The following is an 18,233-nucleotide window of genomic DNA, read 5'->3' as shown; positions in this document are numbered from 1 at the left end:
GTTTGCGCAGCCTGATGTCGGGAAATCGACAAAGCGCCGAGGCGGTGCCCGCCGGCGTCGGCCCGCCTCCGCCGGACATCGCCCGGGGGCGGTGTACGCGGGCTCCGGGTGATGCGACGATGGACCACATGGGGGATGCGGAAAGGCTGTTGACTCCCCATCGAACGGGCAGGGGGGCTGCAGCCGTTCACACCGGCGCCCCCGGCGGATGCCGTAGCACTCTGGGGGAGCAGGAGCCGGCATGAAGCTGATCGGCAGGAACGACACGGGGGCAGGACCCGCACCGGGCGGCGCGCGCGCCGGACGCGTGCACGCCGAGGTCGACACCGACGCCTGGGCGCAGTCCGCCGACGACACCCAGCAGGGCCTGCCCGCCCAGCGGAGCTCCGGCCCGGAGAGCCTCGTCCGGATCTCCTCCCAGCAGCTGGTCGAGGCCGTCGGCCGCTACCCGGCCACCACCGACGAGCCCTCCGGGGAACCCGAGGAGGAGGCGAGCTTCGAGACCGCGCTCGCCGCCCGCGAACAGGCCGCCCTGGAGACCCGCCACCGGGCCTCCGCGGACGCCGGCGACCCCAACGCGTCCAGCCAGCTCGGCGCGCTGCTGCTGCGCCGCGGCGAACTGGAGGACGCCGAACCGTATCTGCGGTCCGCGGCCGCGGCAGGCCTGCGCGCGGCCGCCAACAACCTCGGCGTGCTGCTGCACCAGCGCGGCCACCGCGCCGAGGCCGCCCAGTGGTGGCGGCAGGCCGCCGTCGCCGGCTCCGCGCCGGCCGCCCACGCGCTCGGCCTGCAACTGCGCGACCAGGGCGAGGAGGAGGCCGCCGAGTACTGGCTGCACTTCGCCGCCGAGCACGGCCACCCGCTCGGGGCCTACGCGCTCGGCGACCTGATGGAGCACCGGCGGGACGTCCGCGCCGAGCGCTGGTTCAAGGCGTCCGCGGAGGCCGGCCACCGCGAGGCCGCGTACCGGCTGGCGCGGATGCGCGAGTCGGCGGGCGACAAGGAGACCGCCGAGACGTGGTACCGCACCGCCGCCGCCCGCAGCCACGCCCGCGCCTCGCTGCGGCTCGGCGTGCTGCTGGAGGAGCGCGGCGAACTCGACGAGGCCGCCCGCTGGTACCGGCAGTCCGCGCAGAACGGCGAACCGCGGGCGGCGTGCGCGCTCGGCTTCCTGCTGCGCGACACCGGCGACCTCGTGGCCGCCGCCGAGTGGTGGCAGGAGGCGGCCGAGGCCGGCGACGGCAACGCCGCCAACGCACTCGGCGCCCTGCACGCCGGCCGCGGCGAGGCCGCCGACGCCGAGCGCTGGTACCGCGCAGCCCTGGACGCCGGCGACCACAACGGCGCCTTCAACCTCGGCCTGCTGTGCGCGGCCGCCGGCCGGGAGGCGCAGGCCGAGCAGTGGTACCGCCGGGCCGCGTACGCCGGGCACCGGGAGGCGTGCAACGCGCTGGCCGTCGTGCTGCTGCAGCGCGGCGAGGAGTCCGGCGCGGAACCGTGGTTCTCCAAGGCCGCCGAGGCGGGCAGCGTGGACGGCGCCTTCAACCTCGGGGTGCTGCACGCGGGCCGCGGCGAACTGCCGCAGGCCCACGAGTGGTACGCCCGTGCGGCGGCCGAGGGGCACGGCGAGGCCGCGCTCCAGCTGGCCGTGGTGCACGAGCAGCGCGGCAACCCGGGCGGGGCGCTCGAACGCTACCGGCAGGCCGCCGCGGCCGGTTCGGCGGAGGGCGCGTTCCGGCTCGCCTCGGTGCTGGAGCGCCGCGGCGACTCCGAGACCGAGGTCGAGCACTGGTACCTCGTCGCGGCCGAGGCGGACCACCGCCGCGCCCAGGTGCGGATGGGCGTGCGGGCGGCCGAGCGCGGCGAGCTGCAGAGCGCGGAGCACTGGTACCGGCGTGCCGCCGAGGCGGGCAGCCGCAGCGCGGCGTTCAACCTGGGGCTGCTGCTCGCCCGTCAGGACAGCGAGAACGAGGCCATGATCTGGTACACCCGGGCCGCCGACGCGGGCCACGGGCGGGCCGCGCTGCGGCTCGCCCTGCTCGCGCTGCGCCGCGGGGAGCCGGTGCAGGCGGAGGGCTGGTGCCGACGGGCCGCGGAGGCCGGACCTGCGGAGGTCGCGGAGCGGGCGGCCCGGCTGCTCGGTGCGCTGAACGCCGAGCTCAGCGCCTGACGTCCGGGCGGGCCCGGGGGCCCGTCCACGCCTCACAGCCGCATCAGGCCGTCCCGGATGCGCTCCAGCAGCGCCACCGACACGTCCTCCGCCGCCCGCTCGTGCACCTGCACGTACCGCTCCGCCGCGAGGTCGGCCACCAGCACCCGCGCCACCCCGAGCGGCACCGGCAGCAGCGCCGCCAGCTCCGCGACCGACCGGGGGTACTGGCACAGCTCCACGATCCGGTGCCGCTCGAAGCCCAGCGGCGCGGCCAGCGCGGCCGGCGGCGCCGTCACGAGGGTCTCGATCCGCAGCTCGTCCCGCACCGGCCTCGTCCGCCCCGCCGTGATCACGAACGGGCGCACCACCTCGCCGGTCTCGAACCCCGTCATGCCCGCACCCCGCCCGCCGGCACCGGCGCGTGCGCCAGCAGCGCGGCGGGCAGGATCACGGTCGCCGTCACCCCGTGCACCGGCGCCGCGGCGAGCCGCACCGCCGCGCCGAGGCGCTCCGCCAGCCGGCCCACCACGTAGTGGCCGAGCAGGCCGTCCCGGCCCACCAGGAAGCTCTCCCGGCCCGCCAGCCGCGCGTTCGCCCGGTCGAGCGCCGCCTCGTCCATGCCCGGCCCGCGGTCCGTCACGGCGATCAGGCAGCCGTCCGGGCGGAGCCGGGCGAACACCTCGACGTCCGTGTCCGGGGGAGAGGCGGCCAGGGCGTTCTCGATCAGCTCGGCCAGCAGGTGCGCGACCTCCGCCACCGCACCGCCGTCCACCGCCGCGTCGTCGACCTGCCGCAGCACCACCCGCCGGTAGTCCTCCACCTCGCCCAGCGCCGACCGTACGACGTCGCCCAGCGCCACCGGCTGCGCCCAGCGGCGCGGGCTGGTCTCGCCGACCAGCACCAGCAGGCTCTCCGCGTTGCGCCGCATCCGGGTCGCCAGGTGGTCCAGCTCGAAGAGGTTCGCCAGCGCCGCCGGGTCGTGCTCGCCGCGCTCCAGCGTCGACAGGAAGCCCAGCTGACGGCTCACCAGCGCCTGGTTGCGCCGCCCCAGGCTGGCCAGCGACTCCGCGGTGTTGCGCCGCAGCACCGACTGCTCGACCGCCAGCCGCAGCGCGGTGCCCGCCACCCGGTCCAGGGCCGCACCGAGCACCTCCAGCTCCTCCGTGCCCGCCGCCGCGGTGGAACCCGGTGCCACCGCCTCCCCGCCCGCCTGGGCCCGTTCCACGGCCTCCGGCAGCACCCGGTCGGCCAGCTCCTCCGCCTCGCCGACCAGCGCCGCCATCGGCCGGGTGATCGACCGGGTGGCCAGCAGACCCAGCAGCACCGCCCCGGCGACCGCGGCCAGCGTCAGCCCGGCGTCCAGCAGCAGCGCCCGCAGGGCCGCCGCACGCAGCTCCCCGGCACGCGCCAGGCTCTCGTCCGCGGCCTGCGACTGCACCGCGTACAGGTCGTCGACCAGCGTCGACGCCGCCTGCCACCAGGCGTCCGCGCGCACCGGGAGCCGGCCGGCGGCGAAGCCGTCCAGCGCCTGCTGCTCCATGCCGGCCGCCGTCACCGCGGCCGGGCTGCGCAGCACCGCGTCGAGCGCGTCGGCGCGGGCGGCGGTGGCGGTGCGCGGCACCTGGGCGAGCGCGGCGTTCTTCACGGCGACGATCCGGACGAAGGCCGGGTAGTCGCCGTTCCTGAACGCGCCCGCCGCGAGGACGCCGTTGAGCGTGCCGCGCTCCAGCGCGGCGGCCTCGGTGGCGTCGCCGAGCGCGCGCAGGGTGCCGAGCGCGTCCTGGAGCGCCCGGTCGCCGGTGCCGTCGCGGTCGGCGAGGACGGCCGTCCCGAGGGCCGTGACGGCGGTGGTGAAGAAGCCGAGCGCCTCGGTGCGGGAGGCCGCGCCGGTGTCGGCCCGGCCGCGCAGCTGGGCCAGCGTGCTCAGGCCGCCGAGGGCGCTGCGGACCCGGTCGGCGCCCGGCGGGCCTGCGGCGAGGTGTTCGTCGAGGGTGTGCCGGGCCTGGTCGGCGGCGGTGCGCTGCGGGCCGAGCCGGTCGCGGAAGGACTCCTCGCCGCCGAGCAGGCCCGCCGTCAGGCCGCGCTCCCGCTGGAGCTGGTGGACGAACTCCTCGGTGGCGGCCACGAGGGCCACCCGGTCGCCGGTCCGTCCGGCGTCGGCGTAACGGCCCGCCTGGGCGGCGGTGCCTGCGGCCCCCAGGACCACGAGGGCGCCGGTCGGCAGGACGAGGAGCAGGGCGAGCCGGTGGCGGATGCTGCGGAGCGTGGGCACGTCGGGAGGTCCCCCTTGCGGGTGGCCCGGCGGGGTGGGCGCACGGGGAACGGAAGGCGCGGCAGCGACTGCCGGCCCTTGCGCCTTCGAGCGTAGGGTCCGGCTGTTGCAAGGGAGTTGCCGTGACCTCAGTGACCCCCGGGACGTACTGCGGGTGGTCGGCAACACCGCCGACCACCCGCCGAAACACGCCCGTCGGACGGGCCGTCAGACGCCGTTCACACGCTGAGCCGGTGCAGCGCCTCGGCGTGCAGCAGCCCGTTGCTGGCGACCGCGTCCGCGCCGTTCGGTCCGTCGATGCCGTCCAGGCCGGTGAAGCGGCCGCCCGCCTCCTGCACGACGATGCACGGCGCCGCCATGTCCCACAGGCTCAGCTCGGGCTCGGCCGCGATGTCCGCGGCCCCCTCGGCGACCATCATGTACGACCAGAAGTCGCCGTACGCGCGGGTGCGCCAGCAGGCGCGGGTCAGGTCGAGGAACGGGTCGAGCCGGCCGCGCTCCTCCCAGCCGCTCAGCGAGGAGTACGAGAGCGAGGCGTCCTCGATCCGGCCGACCTCCGAGACGTGGATGCGGCTCGCCTTGGCGAGGCTGCGGCCCGCGTACGCGCCCAGGCCCTTCGCGGCCCACCAGCGGCGGTTCAGGGCGGGGGCGGAGACGATGCCGACCACGGGCTGCAGCTCGCCGTCGATGCCCTCCTCCAGCAGCGCGACCAGGGTGGCCCACACCGGCACGCCGCGGACGTAGCTCTTGGTGCCGTCGATCGGGTCGATCACCCAGCGGCGCGGGCCGGAGCCCTGCAGGCCGTACTCCTCGCCGAGCACCGCGTCGCGCGGGCGGGCGCGCTGCAGCACGCTGCGCACGAGCTCCTCGGCCGCCTTGTCGGCGTCGCTGACGGGGGTGAGGTCGGGCTTGGTCTCGACCTTCAGGTCGAGTGCCTTGAAGCGCTCCAGGGTGACCGAGTCGGCCGAGTCGGCGAGGACGTGGGCGAGTCGGAGATCGTCGTGATAATCGGCCATGCCGAAACCCTAGCGACCCTGCGCCCGTCCGGGCGGCGCGGCTCGCACAACGGACCGAGCCGGTCGAACGCGTGCGGTTCCGGCGCCCGGGTCGGTGCCCGGGGTCGGTGCCCCGGTCAGTGCCCGCTGCCGGAGAGCTGGAGGCCCACGACGCCCGCGATCACCAGGCTGATCGAGACCAGCTTGAGGGTGCTGCTGGACTCGTCCAGGAAGACCATGCCGTAGATCGCGGTGCCGGCCGCGCCGATGCCCGTCCAGACCGCGTAGGCGGAGCCGACCGGAAGCGACTTCAGGGAGAGCGTGAGCAGCCCGAAGCTGCCGAGGGCGAAGGCGCAGAAGCTGATGGTGGGCCAGATGCGGGTGAAGCCGTGGCTCAGTTTGAGGTTGATCGCGAAACCGGTCTCCAGCAGACCGGCGAGGATCACCATGGCCCATGCCATCGGGCTGACTCCCTTGCCCCTCGGAAGGCCGGCCCGATCCGGGCCCGACTTTCCTATGATCACCGGCCGGGTGCCGTCCGACACCTCCGACAGGCCGCGTTCCTGTGGCGGGGGAGCCCGGGGGCGGTCAGTCGCCCTCGCGCGTCTCCCGGCTGGCGAGCAGCCGGCGCAGCGAGTAGAGGCGGGGCTGCTCGGCGTGGCCGTCCGCGACCCAGGCGTCGAGTGCGCAGTCCGGTTCGTCGTGGCTGCACGCGCGCGGGCAGCCCTCCGTGCCGGGCTCCAGGTCGGGGAAGGCGAGGATCACCCGGGACGGGTCGATGTGCGACAGCCCGAACGAGCGGAAGCCCGGCGTGTCGATGACCCAGCCCGGGTCGAGGGCCTTCTTCGAGCCGGGCTTCGCGCCGGGCGGCGGCGGCAGCCGCAGGGCGAGCGCCGACACGGTGGTGTGCCGGCCGCGGCCGGTCACCGCGTTGACGTGCCCGGTGCTCCGCTGGTGCAGCGGCACCAGGGCGTTGACCAGCGTGGTCTTGCCGACGCCGGAGTGCCCGATGAATACCGTCGCCCGCCCGCGCAGGTGCTCGCGGACGGCCTCCGCCCCGGCCGTCTCCAGCTCGTCCCGCCGCGTCACCACGTAGGAGATGCCGAGCGGCGCGTACGACTCCAGCAGCGGCGCGGCCGGCGCCAGGTCGGACTTGGTGAGCACCAGCAGGGGCTCCATGCCCGCGTCGTACGCGGCCACCAGGCAGCGGTCGATGAGCCGCGGCCGCGGCTCCGGGTCGGCCAGCGCGGTGACGATGGCCAGCTGCTGGGCGTTGGCGACGACGATCCGCTCGTACGGGTCGTCGTCGTCCGCCGTGCGCCGCAGGACGGAGGTGCGCTCGGCGACCCGGACGATCCGGGCCAGCGTGTCCGGCTCCCCGGACAGGTCGCCGACCACGCCGACGGTGTCGCCGACCACCACGCCCTTGCGGCCCAGCTCGCGGGCCTTCATGGCGACGACCTCGCGCTCCTGCCTGGTGCCCGCGTCGACCAGGCAGGTCAGCCGGCCCCGGTCCACGGTGAGGATCATCGCCTCGGCGGCGTCCTCGTGCTTGGGCCGGATCCGCGTCCGCGGCCGGGAGCCCTTGCGTCCCGGGCGGTTGCGGATGTCGTCCTCGTCGGCGTCCTTGCCGTAGCGGCGCATGCTGCCCGGCCCCGTCAGCCCTGGCCGAGGAGGTCGGCCCACATCTGCGGGAAGTCGGGCAGGGTCTTGGCGGTGGTCGCCACGTTCTCCACCTGTACCCCGTCGACGGCCAGGCCGATCACCGCGGCGGCGGTGGCCAGGCGGTGGTCCTCGTAGGTGTGGAAGACGCCGCCGTGCAGCGGGCGCGGACGGATCCGCAGGCCGTCCTCGGTCTCCGAGACGTCGCCGCCGAGGTCGTTGATCTCCTTGGCGAGCGCGGCGAGCCGGTCCGTCTCGTGCAGGCGCAGGTGGGCGATGCCGTACAGGTGCGACTCGGAGTCGGCGAGGGCGGCGACCGCGGCGATCACCGGGGTGAGCTCGCCGACGTCGTGCAGGTCGGCCTCGATCCCGTGGATCCTGCCGGTGCCGGTGAACTCCAGGCCCTCGTCGGTGAAGCGGCAGGCGCCGCCCATCTGCGTGTAGATGTCCCGCAGCTGGTCGCCCGGCTGGTAGGTGTGCTTCGGCCAGTCGCGGACGGTCACCCGGCCGCCGGTGATCAGCGCGGCGGCGAAGAACGGCGCGGCGTTGGAGAGGTCCGGCTCCACGACGACGTCGCGGCCGATCAGGGCGCCCGGCGTGACCCGCCAGATGTCCTTCTCGCCGCCGTCCTCGGGTGCGTCGACCTGGCCGCCGGCCTTGCGGACCATGTCCACCGTCATCCGGATGTGCGGCAGCGAGGGCACGGTGCCGCCGGTGTTCCGGATCTCCACGCCGTTGTTGTAGCGGGCGCCGGAGAGCAGCAGGGCCGAGATGAACTGCGACGACGAGGAGGCGTCCACGTCGACGGCGCCGCCGTCGACCGCGCCGGTGCCGTGCACGGTCAGCGGGAAGCCGCCGCGGCCGCCGTCGTCGATCCGGGCGCCGAGCACGCGCAGGGCGTCGATCACGCCGTGCTGCGGGCGCTCGTACGCGCGCGGGTCGCCGTCGAAGTGCACCGGGCCGTCGGCCAGCGCCGCGAGCGGGGGCAGGAAGCGCATGACCGTGCCCGCGTTGCCGACGTCGACCTGGGCCGGGCCGCGCAGCTGGGCGGCCGGGATGACCCGCCACGCCTCGCCGCCGCCGGTGCCGCCGCTCGCCTCGTTGACCGTCTCCTCGACGGTCACGCCGAGGGCCCGCAGGCCGTCCGCCATCAGCTGGGAGTCGCGGCTGCGCAGCGGGCGCCGCACCCAGCCTGGGCTGTCCGCGAGCGCGGCCAGTACGAGAGCGCGGTTGGTCGCCGACTTGGAGCCGGGGATGGTCACGGTCGCGTCCACGGCAGCGGTCGCGACGGGGGCGGGCCACAGGGCATCGGTCATGCCGCCAAGTCTAGGGGGCCGCCCGTCCCCCGACCGGTGCGCATTCGAATGGCGGACGCGGGTGCTGCGCGCCTTCCGTGGCGGCGGTGTGCGGGCGCCGTGCGGGTGGTGTGGGCACGCACCCCGCGGACGGCTACGGGGTGCGCCACTCCAGCAGCCAGCTGCCGCCCGCCAGCAGGCTGGCCAGCGCGGTCACCAGGAACAGCGTCACCCACAGCACCGCGCCCACCCCGGTCAGGCGGGCCAGCTGGTCGGCGTCGGAGTCGGGGGCCCCGCCGGAGCGCCGCTTGCGCTGCAGCTCGACCACCGGGCGGACGCCGGCCAGCAGCAGGAACCACACCCCGAGGTACGCGAACGCCGCCTGGGTGCCGCTCTCCGCGTACCAGGACACCGCGAGGAACAGCGCGCCGGTCAGCACCACCGCGAGCAGGCCGAAGCCGTTGCGGATCATCACGAGCATCCCGGCCAGCAGCAGGATCGCGATCCACAGCAGCGCGGTGATCCGGCCCGAGGCGAGCAGCGCGGCACCGCCGAGGCCGAGCAGCGAGGGCGCGAGGTAGCCGGCCGCCGCGGTGAGGATCATGCCGGGCCCGGTCGGACGCCCGGAGGAGATCGTCAGCCCGGAGGTGTCCGAGTGCAGCCTGATGCCGGACAGCCGCCGCCGGGTCAGCAGGGCGGCCAGCCCGTGGCCGCCCTCGTGCGCGATCGTCACGACCGTCCGGCTCCAGCGCCATATCGGCGCGGGCAGCACCGCCAGCAGGGCCACGGCGGCGGTGACCAGCACCAGCCACTGCGGCGGGTCGGGCTGGACGCCCGTCACCTGCTGCCACACGTCCGCGATGTCCATTCCCGTCCCGCCTCCCGTGGTCGTGCCGGTCCGGCAGCCTCCCATGCCAGGACGCACGGCGGTAGCGCCCGGTTCGGATCCCCTTCCGCCGATCGCCCGGCGGCGGCCGGGAACGGCGTGGCAAGCTGACCCGCATGTGCGGCCGTTTCGCCTCCACCACCACGCCCGAGGACATCGTCGGGATGTTCGGCGTCCGGCAGTGGGATCCCGCCGCGGCGATCGCACCGAGCTGGAACGTCGCCCCGACCGACCCCGCCTACGCCGTGCTGGAACGCACCCCCAGGGACGGGTCGCGGCAGCCGGTGCGGCAGCTGCGGGTGCTGCGCTGGGGCCTGGTGCCGGCCTGGGCGAGGTCGCCGGAGACCGCGGTCAAGATGATCAACGCCCGCGCCGACACCGTGCACGAGAAACCCGCCTACCGGCAGGCCTTCGCCGCCCGCCGCTGCCTGCTCCCGGTCGACGGCTACTACGAGTGGCAGACCGTCCCCGGCGGGCTCGGCAGGCCCCCCAGGCAGCCCTACTTCGTCTCCCGCGCCGACGGCACCCCGCTCGCCCTGGCCGGCCTGTACGAGTTCTGGCGCGACCGCACCCGCCCCGCCGACGACCCGCTCGCCTGGCGGGTGACCTGCACCGTCGTCACCACCGGGGCCGAACCGCTGCTCGCGCCGATCCACGAGCGGATGCCGCTCTTCCTCGACCCCGGCGCCTTCGACGCCTGGCTCGACCCCGGCCTCACCGACCCGGACGCGCTGCGCGGCCTGCTCGTGCCGCCCCCGCCCGGCGCCCTGCGGGTGCACCCGGTCGGCGCGGCGGTCGGCAACATCCGCAACAACGGGCCGGACCTCGTCCGCGAGCTCACCGAGGACGACCGCACCACGCTGTTCTGAGCCGTTCCGAGCCGGGCCGCGCCGGCCTGCCCCGCGCCGGGCCGTCCGAACCGACCTGCCCCGAACCGACCTGCCCCGCGCCGGGCCGCGCCGGGGCCGTGCCCCGGGCCGCCCGGCCGCCGGGACTACGCTGCCGCCATGCAGCAGTTGGTGCCGACACCGGTCGGCGACGCGCGGATCACCACCCACCCCGCCGACGCCCCCCGCGGCGTGCTCGCCCTCGGCCACGGCGCGGGCGGCGGCACCGAGGCCCGCGACCTCCTGGCGCTCGCCGCCGCCCTGCCGCCGCTCGGCGTCACGGTCGCGCTGGTCGAGCAGCCCTGGCGGGTCGCGGGGAAGCGCCTCGGCCCGGCGCCGAAGACCCTCGACGAGGCGTGGCGGCCGGTGATGGCCGTGCTCACCGCGGCCGGCACCCCGGTGGTCGCCGCCGGCCGCAGCGCCGGCGCCCGGGTCGCCTGCCGGACGGGCGCCTCCACCGGCGCCGTCGCCGTCCTGGCCCTGGCCTTCCCGCTGCACCCGCCCGGCCGGCCGGAGAAGAGCCGGCTGGAGGAGCTCCTCGGCTCAGGCCTGCCCACCCTCGTCGTGCAGGGCGCCGCCGACACCTTCGGCACACCCGCGGAGTTCCCCGCGCTGCCGGCCGGCCACACGCTGGTCGAGGTGCCGCACGGCAGCCACGGCTTCGCCGTGCCCAAGCGGGCGCCGGTCGGCCAGGAGGAGACGCTGGCCGGCATCACCGCCGCCGTGGCGGCCTGGCTCGACGGCGTCCTGCCCGCCCGCTGACGCCGGCCGGGAATGCCCCGGGCCGCCGTGCGGTTACACGGTCGTCAGGACAGTCCCGGTGAAAGGCAGGCAGTGCCCATGGGTTCGATCGCGTGCCCCGAACGGCCGGAGGAGCGCTCGGCCCAGAACTCCCTGCTGCCCGACTGGTCCGAATGGGTTGTCGCGGGCGAGAAGCCGGTCGGCCCGATATCCTCCATCTCGGGTCGGCCCGCCGTGGGCCCGGCCCGCAGAACCGAGGAGGTGGGTCCGGTCGTCGGGACCGAGGACGAGGCCGTACCGGGCGGCAGCCTGCCGGAGAGCGGTGCGCTCACCGGTGACGAGCTGGCCGAGGCGATCGGCGAGGACACGTTCCGCGTGTCCGCCGACGAGAGCGAGGACGCCCGCCGCGAACGGTTCGAACGCGACGCCCTGGCCTTCCTGGACCCGATGTACTCGGCGGCGCTGCGGATGACCCGCAACCCGGCCGATGCGGAGGACCTGCTCCAGGAGGCGTTCGCCAAGGCGTATGCGTCCTTCCACCAGTTCCGCGAGGGCACGAACCTCAAGGCGTGGCTGTACCGCATCCTCACCAACACGTTCATCAACTCGTACCGCAAGAAGCAGCGCGAACCGCAGCGGACGGCGGCCGAGGAGATCGAGGACTGGCAGCTCGCCCGGGCCGAGTCGCACATGTCGACCGGGCTGCGGTCCGCCGAGGCCCAGGCGCTCGACCACCTGCCGGACAGCGACGTCAAGGACGCGCTGCAGGCGATCCCGGAGGAATTCCGGATCGCCGTGTACCTGGCGGACGTCGAGGGCTTTGCGTACAAGGAGATCGCGGACATCATGGGTACACCCATCGGTACGGTGATGTCCCGGCTGCACCGTGGCCGCCGCCAGTTGCGCGGCATGCTGGAGGACTACGCCCGTGAGCGTGGGCTCGTCCCGGCGGGCAGCGGTGCAGGGCAGGAAGCGAAGGGCGCGGGCTCATGAGCTGCGGCGATCCGCACGACACCGAGTGCGGCGAGGTGCTCGACCACCTCTACGAATTCCTCGACAACGAGATGGCCGAGGGCGACTGCGCCAAGCTGCGCGTGCACTTCGAGGAGTGCTCCCCCTGCCTGGAGAAGTACGGGCTCGAACAGGCCATCAAGGCCCTGATCAAGCGCTCCTGCGGATGTGACGACACGCCGGTCGACCTCCGCACCAAGGTGCTGGCCCGGATCGACTCCATCCGGGCGGGCCAGCGCGCCGCCCAGATCACCGCCGAGGGCGGGGCCGGGCACGGGGCCACCGCCGCGGCCGCCGCGGAGTAGCACGGAACGACCCGACAGGGGCCGTCCGCCGGGAACACTCCGGTGGGCGGCCCCTGCTGTCGTCCCGTCAGCCACCCGAAGGAGCCGCGCGACCCCGCACCGGTTCCCCCGCGCCGGGCGGCTTCACTCGTTCGGGTGAGCTGAACGCCCGTCGACTGCGGTGTTGCCCGATCACGCGCCCCGGCCCGCACACCGGGGCCTATTCTCCTCACTGGCCCGCAGAACGGACGGGCCGGGCGCGGGGAGGCTGAGATCACCGGCGAACGCGAGAGCGAGGCCCTGACCGGCGCGGCGGCCCGGTACGCCGTCGCGGTGCTGGCCGCGGCCGTCTGCTGCACCCTGCCGCTGGCCCTCCCGGCCCCCGCCCCCCTCGGCGGCCCCGTGGACTGGCCCCGGCTCGGGCTGCTCGCCTTCCTCCACGCCTGCGCCGAGTCGCTCGCCGTCGGCCTGCCCACCCCGTGCGCCCGCCTCGGCCGCCGCCTGCTCCGCCTCCCCCCGCGCGAGCCCTGCGAGGCCGTCCGGGCCCTGCCCGGCCGGGGCTTCTTCCCGGTGCTGTTCGCCGGCGTCCTCCTGCTGCCGCCCGCCGCCGCGGCCCTCGTCGCCGTGCCCGGCGCCCTCGCCGCCCGCACCCCCGGCCCCCGCGGGCCCCGCCACCTGCACCGCCTCTGGAACGCCGCCCAGCTCGCCGTCGCCGCCTTCGCCGCCTCGGCCGTCCACCGGCTGCTCGGCGGCCCGGACCGGCTGCTCGGAGCACGCTTCCCCTCCGCCGCGCTCGGCGCCATGGCCGCCGTCGCCGTCTTCTGCCTGGTCAACGCCGCCCTGGTCGGCGTCATGCGCAGCCTCGACACCACCGCGCCGCACCGTGCCGCCCACCCCGCCGCCCTGGCCCGCGCCACCGGGGCGGTCGTCCTCCCCGCCCTCGTCCAGGGCGTCGGCGGCCTGATGGTCGCCGTGCTCTGGCAGGGCCCGTACGGCGCGTTCGCGGCCGTGCTCGCCCTCCTGCCACTCTCCATCTCCGCCTGGATGTTCGCCCAGGGCCACCGCGAGGCCAACGCCCACCGGGCGACGGTCGGCGCCCTCGTCCAGGCCGTCGAGATCAAGGACGCCTACACCCGCGGCCACAGCGAACGCGTCGGCCGGGCCGCCGTCCTGATCGCCCGCCAGCTCGGCATGGCCGAGGAGCGCATCCGCACCCTCCACTTCGCCGGCACCCTGCACGACGTCGGCAAGCTCGGCGTCGCCACCGAACTGCTGCGCCGCAACGGCCCGCTTACCGACACCGAGCGCCGCGCCGTCGAGGTGCACCCCGTCTTCGGCTACGAACTCGTCCGCGACCTCGCCTTCCTCGGCGAGGCCCGCGAGGGCATCCTCCACCACCACGAACGGCTCGACGGCCGCGGCTACCCCGCCGGACTCGCCGGCGACCGCATCCCCGAGTTCGCCCGGATCATCTCCGTCGCCGACGCCTTCGACTCCATGACCTCCACCCGCTCCTACCGCCGCGGCCGCCCCGTCACCGAGGCCGTCGACGAACTCCGCCGCTGCGCCGGCAGCCAGTTCGACCCGGCCATGGTCGCCGCCCTCGTCTCCGCCGTCGACGAGCACGGCTGGCAGCCCGAACCGCCCCCGCCCGGCGGCTGGGACGGCGAGGTGCCCGACATCCCGCTCGGTGTCCCGGAACCCTCCCCGCGGGTGCCCGCCCCGGGCCACCGCATCCCCACCGGCGGGTCCTCGTGAGGCTGCGCCCGGGCGGCAGCCGGCTCCGGCCGGCCGCCGTCCACGGCACGGCCGCCCTGCTGCTGGGCGTATCGCTCCTGCACCTCGCGGGCCACGGCGCCGCACAGCCGAGGGTGGCCCTCGCCTTCGGCGCCGTCGTCGCCGCCGGTGAATGGGCCCGCATCACCCTCCCGGGCGACCGCGAGCACGCCCCCGTCGCCACCGCCGCCGCCCTCGCGTACGCCCTGCTCGGCCCGCTCCACGGGCTGCCCACCGCCCACGGCGTCCTGCAGGTCGTCGCCGTCACCGGCCTCGGCACCCTCGTCGGCCTCCTCCCGCTCGCCGTCCCCGCCGTCCGCACCCGCCGCGCCCCCGGCCAGCGCCCGCGCGACGCCCTGCGCGCCGACACCGCCTCCCGGAGGCTGCTCACCGTCGCCTTCGCGGCCCTGCTCTTCCAGCCGCTCTACACCAGCGGGCTGCTCGACCGGGCCCCCCTCACCGGCCCCGCCTACGGCGCCGTCCTCACCGGCGTGGCCGCCCTCACCGCGCTCTGCGACGCCGTCCTCGCCGCCGTCCTGCACCGCGACCGGGCGGGCCTGCGGTTCGCCGCCGCCCTGGAGGACGAGCTGCGCTCCCTGCCCGGGATCGGCTCCGCGATCGTCGCCACCGGCATGCTGGTGAGCCTCCTCGCGGGCGAGGTCGGGCTCTGGGCCCTGCCGGTGTTCTGCACCCCGCTGCTGCTCGCCCAGGCCTCCTTCCGGCGGGCCTCGGCCATCCGGGCCACCACCCGCCAGACCATCGAGGCCCTGGCCCGCGCCACCGAGGTCGCCGGCTACACCCCACCGGGGCATGCCCGCCGGGTCGCGGACACCGCCTGCGCCATCGGCCGCGAACTCGGCCTCGGCACCCGCGACCTCGCCCTCCTGGAGTACGCCGCGCTGATGCACGACATCGGCCAGCTCTCCCTCGTCGAGCCGGTGCCCGGCGGCGCCACCGCGCTGCTCCCCGCGGCCGAGCAGCAGCGCATCGCCCGCCTGGGCAGCGAGGTCATCCTGCGCACCGGCGTGCCGCGCCGGGTCGGCGCCCAGGTCGCCCGGCTCGCCGACCCCTGCCGGCTGCCCGACGGCTCCGCCGACCGCACCCTGCCGCTCGCCGCCCGCATCGTGCGCGTCGCCAACGCCCACGACGACCTCCTCACCGACGCCCTCGCCCACGGCCTCTCCGAGGCCGGCGGCGGCCTCGCGGCCCTGGAGCGCCTGCGCCTCGAACGCGGCCGCTCGTACGACCCCGCGGTGGTCGACGCGTTGGCCAGAGTGGGCAGCGGCGTCCGCGAACCGGAATGAAGCGCCTCGCGGGAAGCGCGGGCCACCACCGGCGTGGTTGGATGCGGTCGTAGCGTGGAACACCGGATGCGGGGCCCCGGACGCCCCGGATCGTTCCCGCTGCAGCAGCCGGCCCCGGAGCAGGTGCTGGGAAGAGGCGGACGACAACGGCAGGGACGGAACGTGAGGATCTTCCACCGCGCACGGCACCGGCCGTCGGCCACCTGGCGGCAGACGACCGACCGCGCCTTCACGCTCATCGGCGACGGCCGCTTCGAGGACGCGGGCGCGCTGCTGGTGATGGCCGCCGACCTGGAGCCCTGGCTCTCCGACTCCTGGTTCAACCTCGCCCTCCTGCACAAGTTCCGCCGCGACTGGGACCAGGCCCGCGCCGCCGGCCTGCGCGCCGTCGCCCTCCTCGACCGCGAGCAGGGCGCCCCGGACTGGTGGAACCTCGGCATCACCGCCACCGCCCTGCAGGACTGGCCGCTCGCCCGCCGCGCCTGGCAGGCGTACGGGCTGCGCCTCCCCGGGGGCGCGGGCGGCCCGGCGGACGGTCCGGTCGACCTCGACCTCGGCACCACCCCGGTGCGGCTCTCCCCGGACGGCGAGTCCGAGGTGGTGTGGGGCCGCAGGCTGGACCCGGCCCGGATCGAGGTGCTCTCCATCCCGCTGCCGTCCTCGGGGCGGCGCTGGGGCGAGGTCGTGCTGCACGACGGCGCCCCGCACGGCGAGCGCGTCGCGGACGGCGTGGCCTACCCCGTCTTCGACGAGATCGAGCTGTGGGCGCCCTCGCCGGTGCCGACCTTCGTCGTGCTGCTGCAGGCGGCCACCGCCGCCGACCGGGACGCCCTGGAGCGGTTCGTCGCCGACGCCGGGTACGCCGCCGAGGACTGGACGGCCTCCGTGCGCCTGCTGTGCCGGGCCTGTTCGGAGAGCCGGATGGCCATCGACGACGGCCACACCGCCCACCACGACCCGCACGACGACGGCGACCCGCTGCACCCCGGCCACCTGAGCCACCTCAGCCAGGGCAGCGCGGGCAGCGCCTGGCTGGTGGAGCGCGAGTGCGGCATCGCCGCGCCCTCCGGGCTCGTCCGCACCCTGCTCGACCGGTGGGTCGCGGCCTCCCCGGCGACCCGCGCCTACCGTGACCTCGAAGAGGTCTGCTGACCCCGAGGGTAAGGGCCGGCGCACCGTGCGGAGCCGTACCCTTGAGCGGTACACCCGGACGGATCCACGGAAGCGGAAGACAAGCGATGGCCGACGAGCACGCGCACGACCACGACCACGACCACGAGCAGGACGGGAGCCCGGTGCAGAAGGTCGTCGGCGAGCTGCCCGAACCCGGCAGGGGATCGGCCCGGCCGATCACCGTGTTCGGCAACCCGGTGCTGCACCGTGAGGTCGCCACCGTGACCGCGTTCGACGGCGAACTCGCCGCCCTCATCGACGACATGTTCGCCTCGATGTACGCCGCCGACGGGGTCGGCCTGGCCGCCAACCAGATCGGCGTCGACCTGAAGGTCTTCGTGTACGACTGCCCCGACGACGAGGGCGTGCGGCACGTCGGACACGTCGTCAACCCGGTGCTGGTGGACCTTCCGGCGGGCCGCCGCGTCCTCGACGACTCCGCCGAGGGCTGCCTCTCCGTGCCCACCGCCTACATGGACCTCGCCCGCCCGGACTTCGCGGCCGTCACCGGCCAGGACAAGGACGGCAAGGCGATCAGCGTCGAGGGCACCGGTTTCTTCGCCCGCTGCCTCCAGCACGAGACCGACCACCTGTACGGCTACCTCTACGTCGACCGGCTCTCCAAGCGTGACCGCAAGGACGCGCTGCGGCAGATGGCCGAGGGCACCCCGCGCTACGCGACCGTGCCGAACGACTGACGCGCGCCCGCGCACGGAGGGCCGCTCCCCAAGCTGGGGGAGCGGCCCTCCGTGCGCGGCAGGTGCGCCGGCGGCGGGATCCGCAGGCGCGGGGTGCGCTAGAAGTCGTCGTCGAAGGAGACCGAGCCCTCGACGGCGACCTGGTACGCGGAGACCCGGCGCTCGAAGAAGTTGGTCAGCTCCTGGACGTTCTGCAGCTCCATGAACCCGAACGGGTTGGTGGAGCCGTAGCGGACCGGCAGGCCGAGGCGGGCGAGCCGCTGGTCGGCGACGGCCTCCAGGTACTGGCGCATGGAGGCGGTGTTCATGCCGGGCAGGCCGTCGCCGCACAGGTCCTGCGCGAACTGGAGCTCGGCCTCGACGGCCTCCTCCATCATCGTGGTGACCTGCTTCGCCAGCTCGTCGTCGAAGAGGTCGGGCTCCTCGTCGCGGACGGTGTCGACCACCGACATGGCGAAGTCCATGTGCATGGACTCGTCGCGGAACACCCAGTTGGTGCCGGTCGCCAGGCCGTGCAGCAGGCCGCGGCTGCGGAACCAGTACACGTACGCGAAGGCGCCGTAGAAGAACAGGCCCTCCACGCAGGCCGCGAAGCAGATCAGGTTGAGCAGGAACGCCCGGCGGTCGTCCTTGGTCTGCAGCGAGTCGAGGTGGTCGACCGCGTTCATGTACCTGAAGCAGAACTGCGCCTTCTGGTGGATGGAGGGGATGTTCTCCACCGCCGAGAAGGCCGCCGCGCGGTCGTCCGGGTCGGGCAGGTAGGTGTCGAGCAGCGTCAGGTAGAACTGGACGTGCACGGCCTCCTCGAACAGCTGCCGCGACAGGTAGAGCCGGGCCTCGGGGGAGTTGATGTGCTTGTAGAGGCTCAGCACCACGTTGTTGGAGACGATCGAGTCGCCGGTCGCGAAGAAGGCGACCAGCCGGCCGATCATGTGCCGCTCGCCCTCGCTGAGCTTGGCGAGGTCGGCGACGTCGGAGTGCAGGTCCACCTCCTCCACCGTCCAGGTGTTCTTGATGGCGTCCCGGTAGCGGTCGTAGAACGACGGGTACCGCATCGGACGCAGCGTCAGCTCGAAGCCCGGGTCGAGCAGCATCTT

17 protein-coding genes are annotated in these 18,233 nt (G+C 75.4%); 9 read left to right on the top strand and 8 right to left on the bottom strand.

Annotation, left to right across the window (positions count from 1 at the left end; genetic code table 11):
• Positions 1–241 precede the first annotated feature (241 nt).
• Complete coding sequence (locus SNE206_RS13140) at positions 242–2,170, top strand: tetratricopeptide repeat protein (protein WP_407913491.1); 1,929 nt, start codon at positions 242–244, stop codon at positions 2,168–2,170.
• Positions 2,171–2,202: 32 nt separating this feature from the next.
• On the opposite strand, the gene SNE206_RS13135 is transcribed toward SNE206_RS13140, so the two are convergent.
• The 7 genes from SNE206_RS13135 to SNE206_RS13105 all read right to left on the bottom strand — a co-directional run bounded on the left by SNE206_RS13135 (position 2,203) and on the right by SNE206_RS13105 (position 9,244).
• Positions 2,203–2,544 (bottom strand): DUF742 domain-containing protein, encoded by a 342-nt coding sequence (locus SNE206_RS13135; protein WP_405011663.1) that lies wholly within the window; start codon positions 2,542–2,544, stop codon positions 2,203–2,205.
• A complete protein-coding gene (locus SNE206_RS13130) occupies positions 2,541–4,424 on the bottom strand; it encodes a nitrate- and nitrite sensing domain-containing protein (protein ID WP_407913490.1) in 1,884 nt (627 codons plus the stop codon). Before SNE206_RS13130 ends, SNE206_RS13135 begins: the two co-directional genes overlap by 4 nt.
• Before the next feature lie 218 nt (positions 4,425–4,642).
• Positions 4,643–5,440 carry a histidinol-phosphatase gene (hisN, locus tag SNE206_RS13125; RefSeq protein ID WP_407913489.1) on the bottom strand — a complete coding sequence of 266 codons (798 nt, stop codon included), beginning with the start codon at positions 5,438–5,440 and terminating at the stop codon, positions 4,643–4,645.
• A gap of 116 nt (positions 5,441–5,556) precedes the next feature.
• Positions 5,557–5,880, bottom strand: a complete 324-nt coding sequence (locus SNE206_RS13120; RefSeq protein ID WP_407913488.1) for a DMT family transporter — start codon at positions 5,878–5,880, stop codon at positions 5,557–5,559.
• A 127-nt stretch (positions 5,881–6,007) separates the two neighbouring features.
• Complete coding sequence (gene rsgA, locus SNE206_RS13115; protein WP_407913487.1) at positions 6,008–7,063, bottom strand: ribosome small subunit-dependent GTPase A; 1,056 nt, start codon at positions 7,061–7,063, stop codon at positions 6,008–6,010.
• 14 nt (positions 7,064–7,077) lie between these two features.
• Positions 7,078–8,397: a 3-phosphoshikimate 1-carboxyvinyltransferase gene (gene aroA / locus SNE206_RS13110; RefSeq protein WP_407913486.1), complete on the bottom strand. Its 1,320-nt coding sequence runs from the start codon at positions 8,395–8,397 to the stop codon at positions 7,078–7,080.
• A 133-nt stretch (positions 8,398–8,530) separates the two neighbouring features.
• Positions 8,531–9,244 carry a M50 family metallopeptidase gene (locus SNE206_RS13105; protein ID WP_405011657.1) on the bottom strand — a complete coding sequence of 238 codons (714 nt, stop codon included), beginning with the start codon at positions 9,242–9,244 and terminating at the stop codon, positions 8,531–8,533.
• Positions 9,245–9,378: 134 nt separating this feature from the next.
• Here SNE206_RS13105 and SNE206_RS13100 point away from each other — a divergent pair, with 134 nt between their 5' ends.
• From SNE206_RS13100 to def, 8 genes are all read left to right on the top strand, one after another.
• Positions 9,379–10,131, top strand: a complete 753-nt coding sequence (locus tag SNE206_RS13100) for an SOS response-associated peptidase (RefSeq protein WP_407913485.1) — start codon at positions 9,379–9,381, stop codon at positions 10,129–10,131.
• A 138-nt stretch (positions 10,132–10,269) separates the two neighbouring features.
• Positions 10,270–10,911 carry an alpha/beta family hydrolase gene (locus tag SNE206_RS13095; RefSeq protein WP_407913484.1) on the top strand — a complete coding sequence of 214 codons (642 nt, stop codon included), beginning with the start codon at positions 10,270–10,272 and terminating at the stop codon, positions 10,909–10,911.
• A 321-nt stretch (positions 10,912–11,232) separates the two neighbouring features.
• Entirely contained in the window at positions 11,233–11,883 is a 651-nt protein-coding gene (locus tag SNE206_RS13090; protein WP_198524298.1) for a sigma-70 family RNA polymerase sigma factor, read from the top strand.
• Positions 11,880–12,206 (top strand): mycothiol system anti-sigma-R factor, encoded by a 327-nt coding sequence (rsrA, locus tag SNE206_RS13085; RefSeq protein ID WP_405011654.1) that lies wholly within the window; start codon positions 11,880–11,882, stop codon positions 12,204–12,206. The genes SNE206_RS13090 and rsrA overlap by 4 nt, the downstream gene beginning before the upstream one ends.
• Before the next feature lie 312 nt (positions 12,207–12,518).
• Positions 12,519–13,943, top strand: coding sequence for an HD-GYP domain-containing protein (locus SNE206_RS13080; RefSeq protein WP_407913483.1), 1,425 nt, complete (start codon positions 12,519–12,521; stop codon positions 13,941–13,943).
• Entirely contained in the window at positions 13,940–15,265 is a 1,326-nt protein-coding gene (locus tag SNE206_RS13075; protein ID WP_407913482.1) for an HD-GYP domain-containing protein, read from the top strand. Before SNE206_RS13080 ends, SNE206_RS13075 begins: the two co-directional genes overlap by 4 nt.
• Before the next feature lie 162 nt (positions 15,266–15,427).
• A complete protein-coding gene (locus tag SNE206_RS13070; RefSeq protein WP_407913481.1) occupies positions 15,428–16,417 on the top strand; it encodes a tetratricopeptide repeat protein in 990 nt (329 codons plus the stop codon).
• An 86-nt stretch (positions 16,418–16,503) separates the two neighbouring features.
• On the top strand, positions 16,504–17,136 hold the full coding sequence (def, locus tag SNE206_RS13065) for a peptide deformylase (protein WP_407913480.1): 633 nt from the start codon (positions 16,504–16,506) through the stop codon (positions 17,134–17,136).
• Positions 17,137–17,234: 98 nt separating this feature from the next.
• Here def and SNE206_RS13060 read toward each other — a convergent pair whose 3' ends face one another.
• Positions 17,235–18,230, bottom strand: a complete 996-nt coding sequence (locus tag SNE206_RS13060; RefSeq protein WP_407913609.1) for a ribonucleotide-diphosphate reductase subunit beta — start codon at positions 18,228–18,230, stop codon at positions 17,235–17,237.
• Positions 18,231–18,233 lie beyond the last annotated feature (3 nt).

The sequence above is a fragment of the Kitasatospora sp. NE20-6 genome (assembly GCF_045862635.1).
Note: the sequence above shows the minus strand (reverse complement) of the source record. Positions and strands in the feature narration are given on the sequence as shown.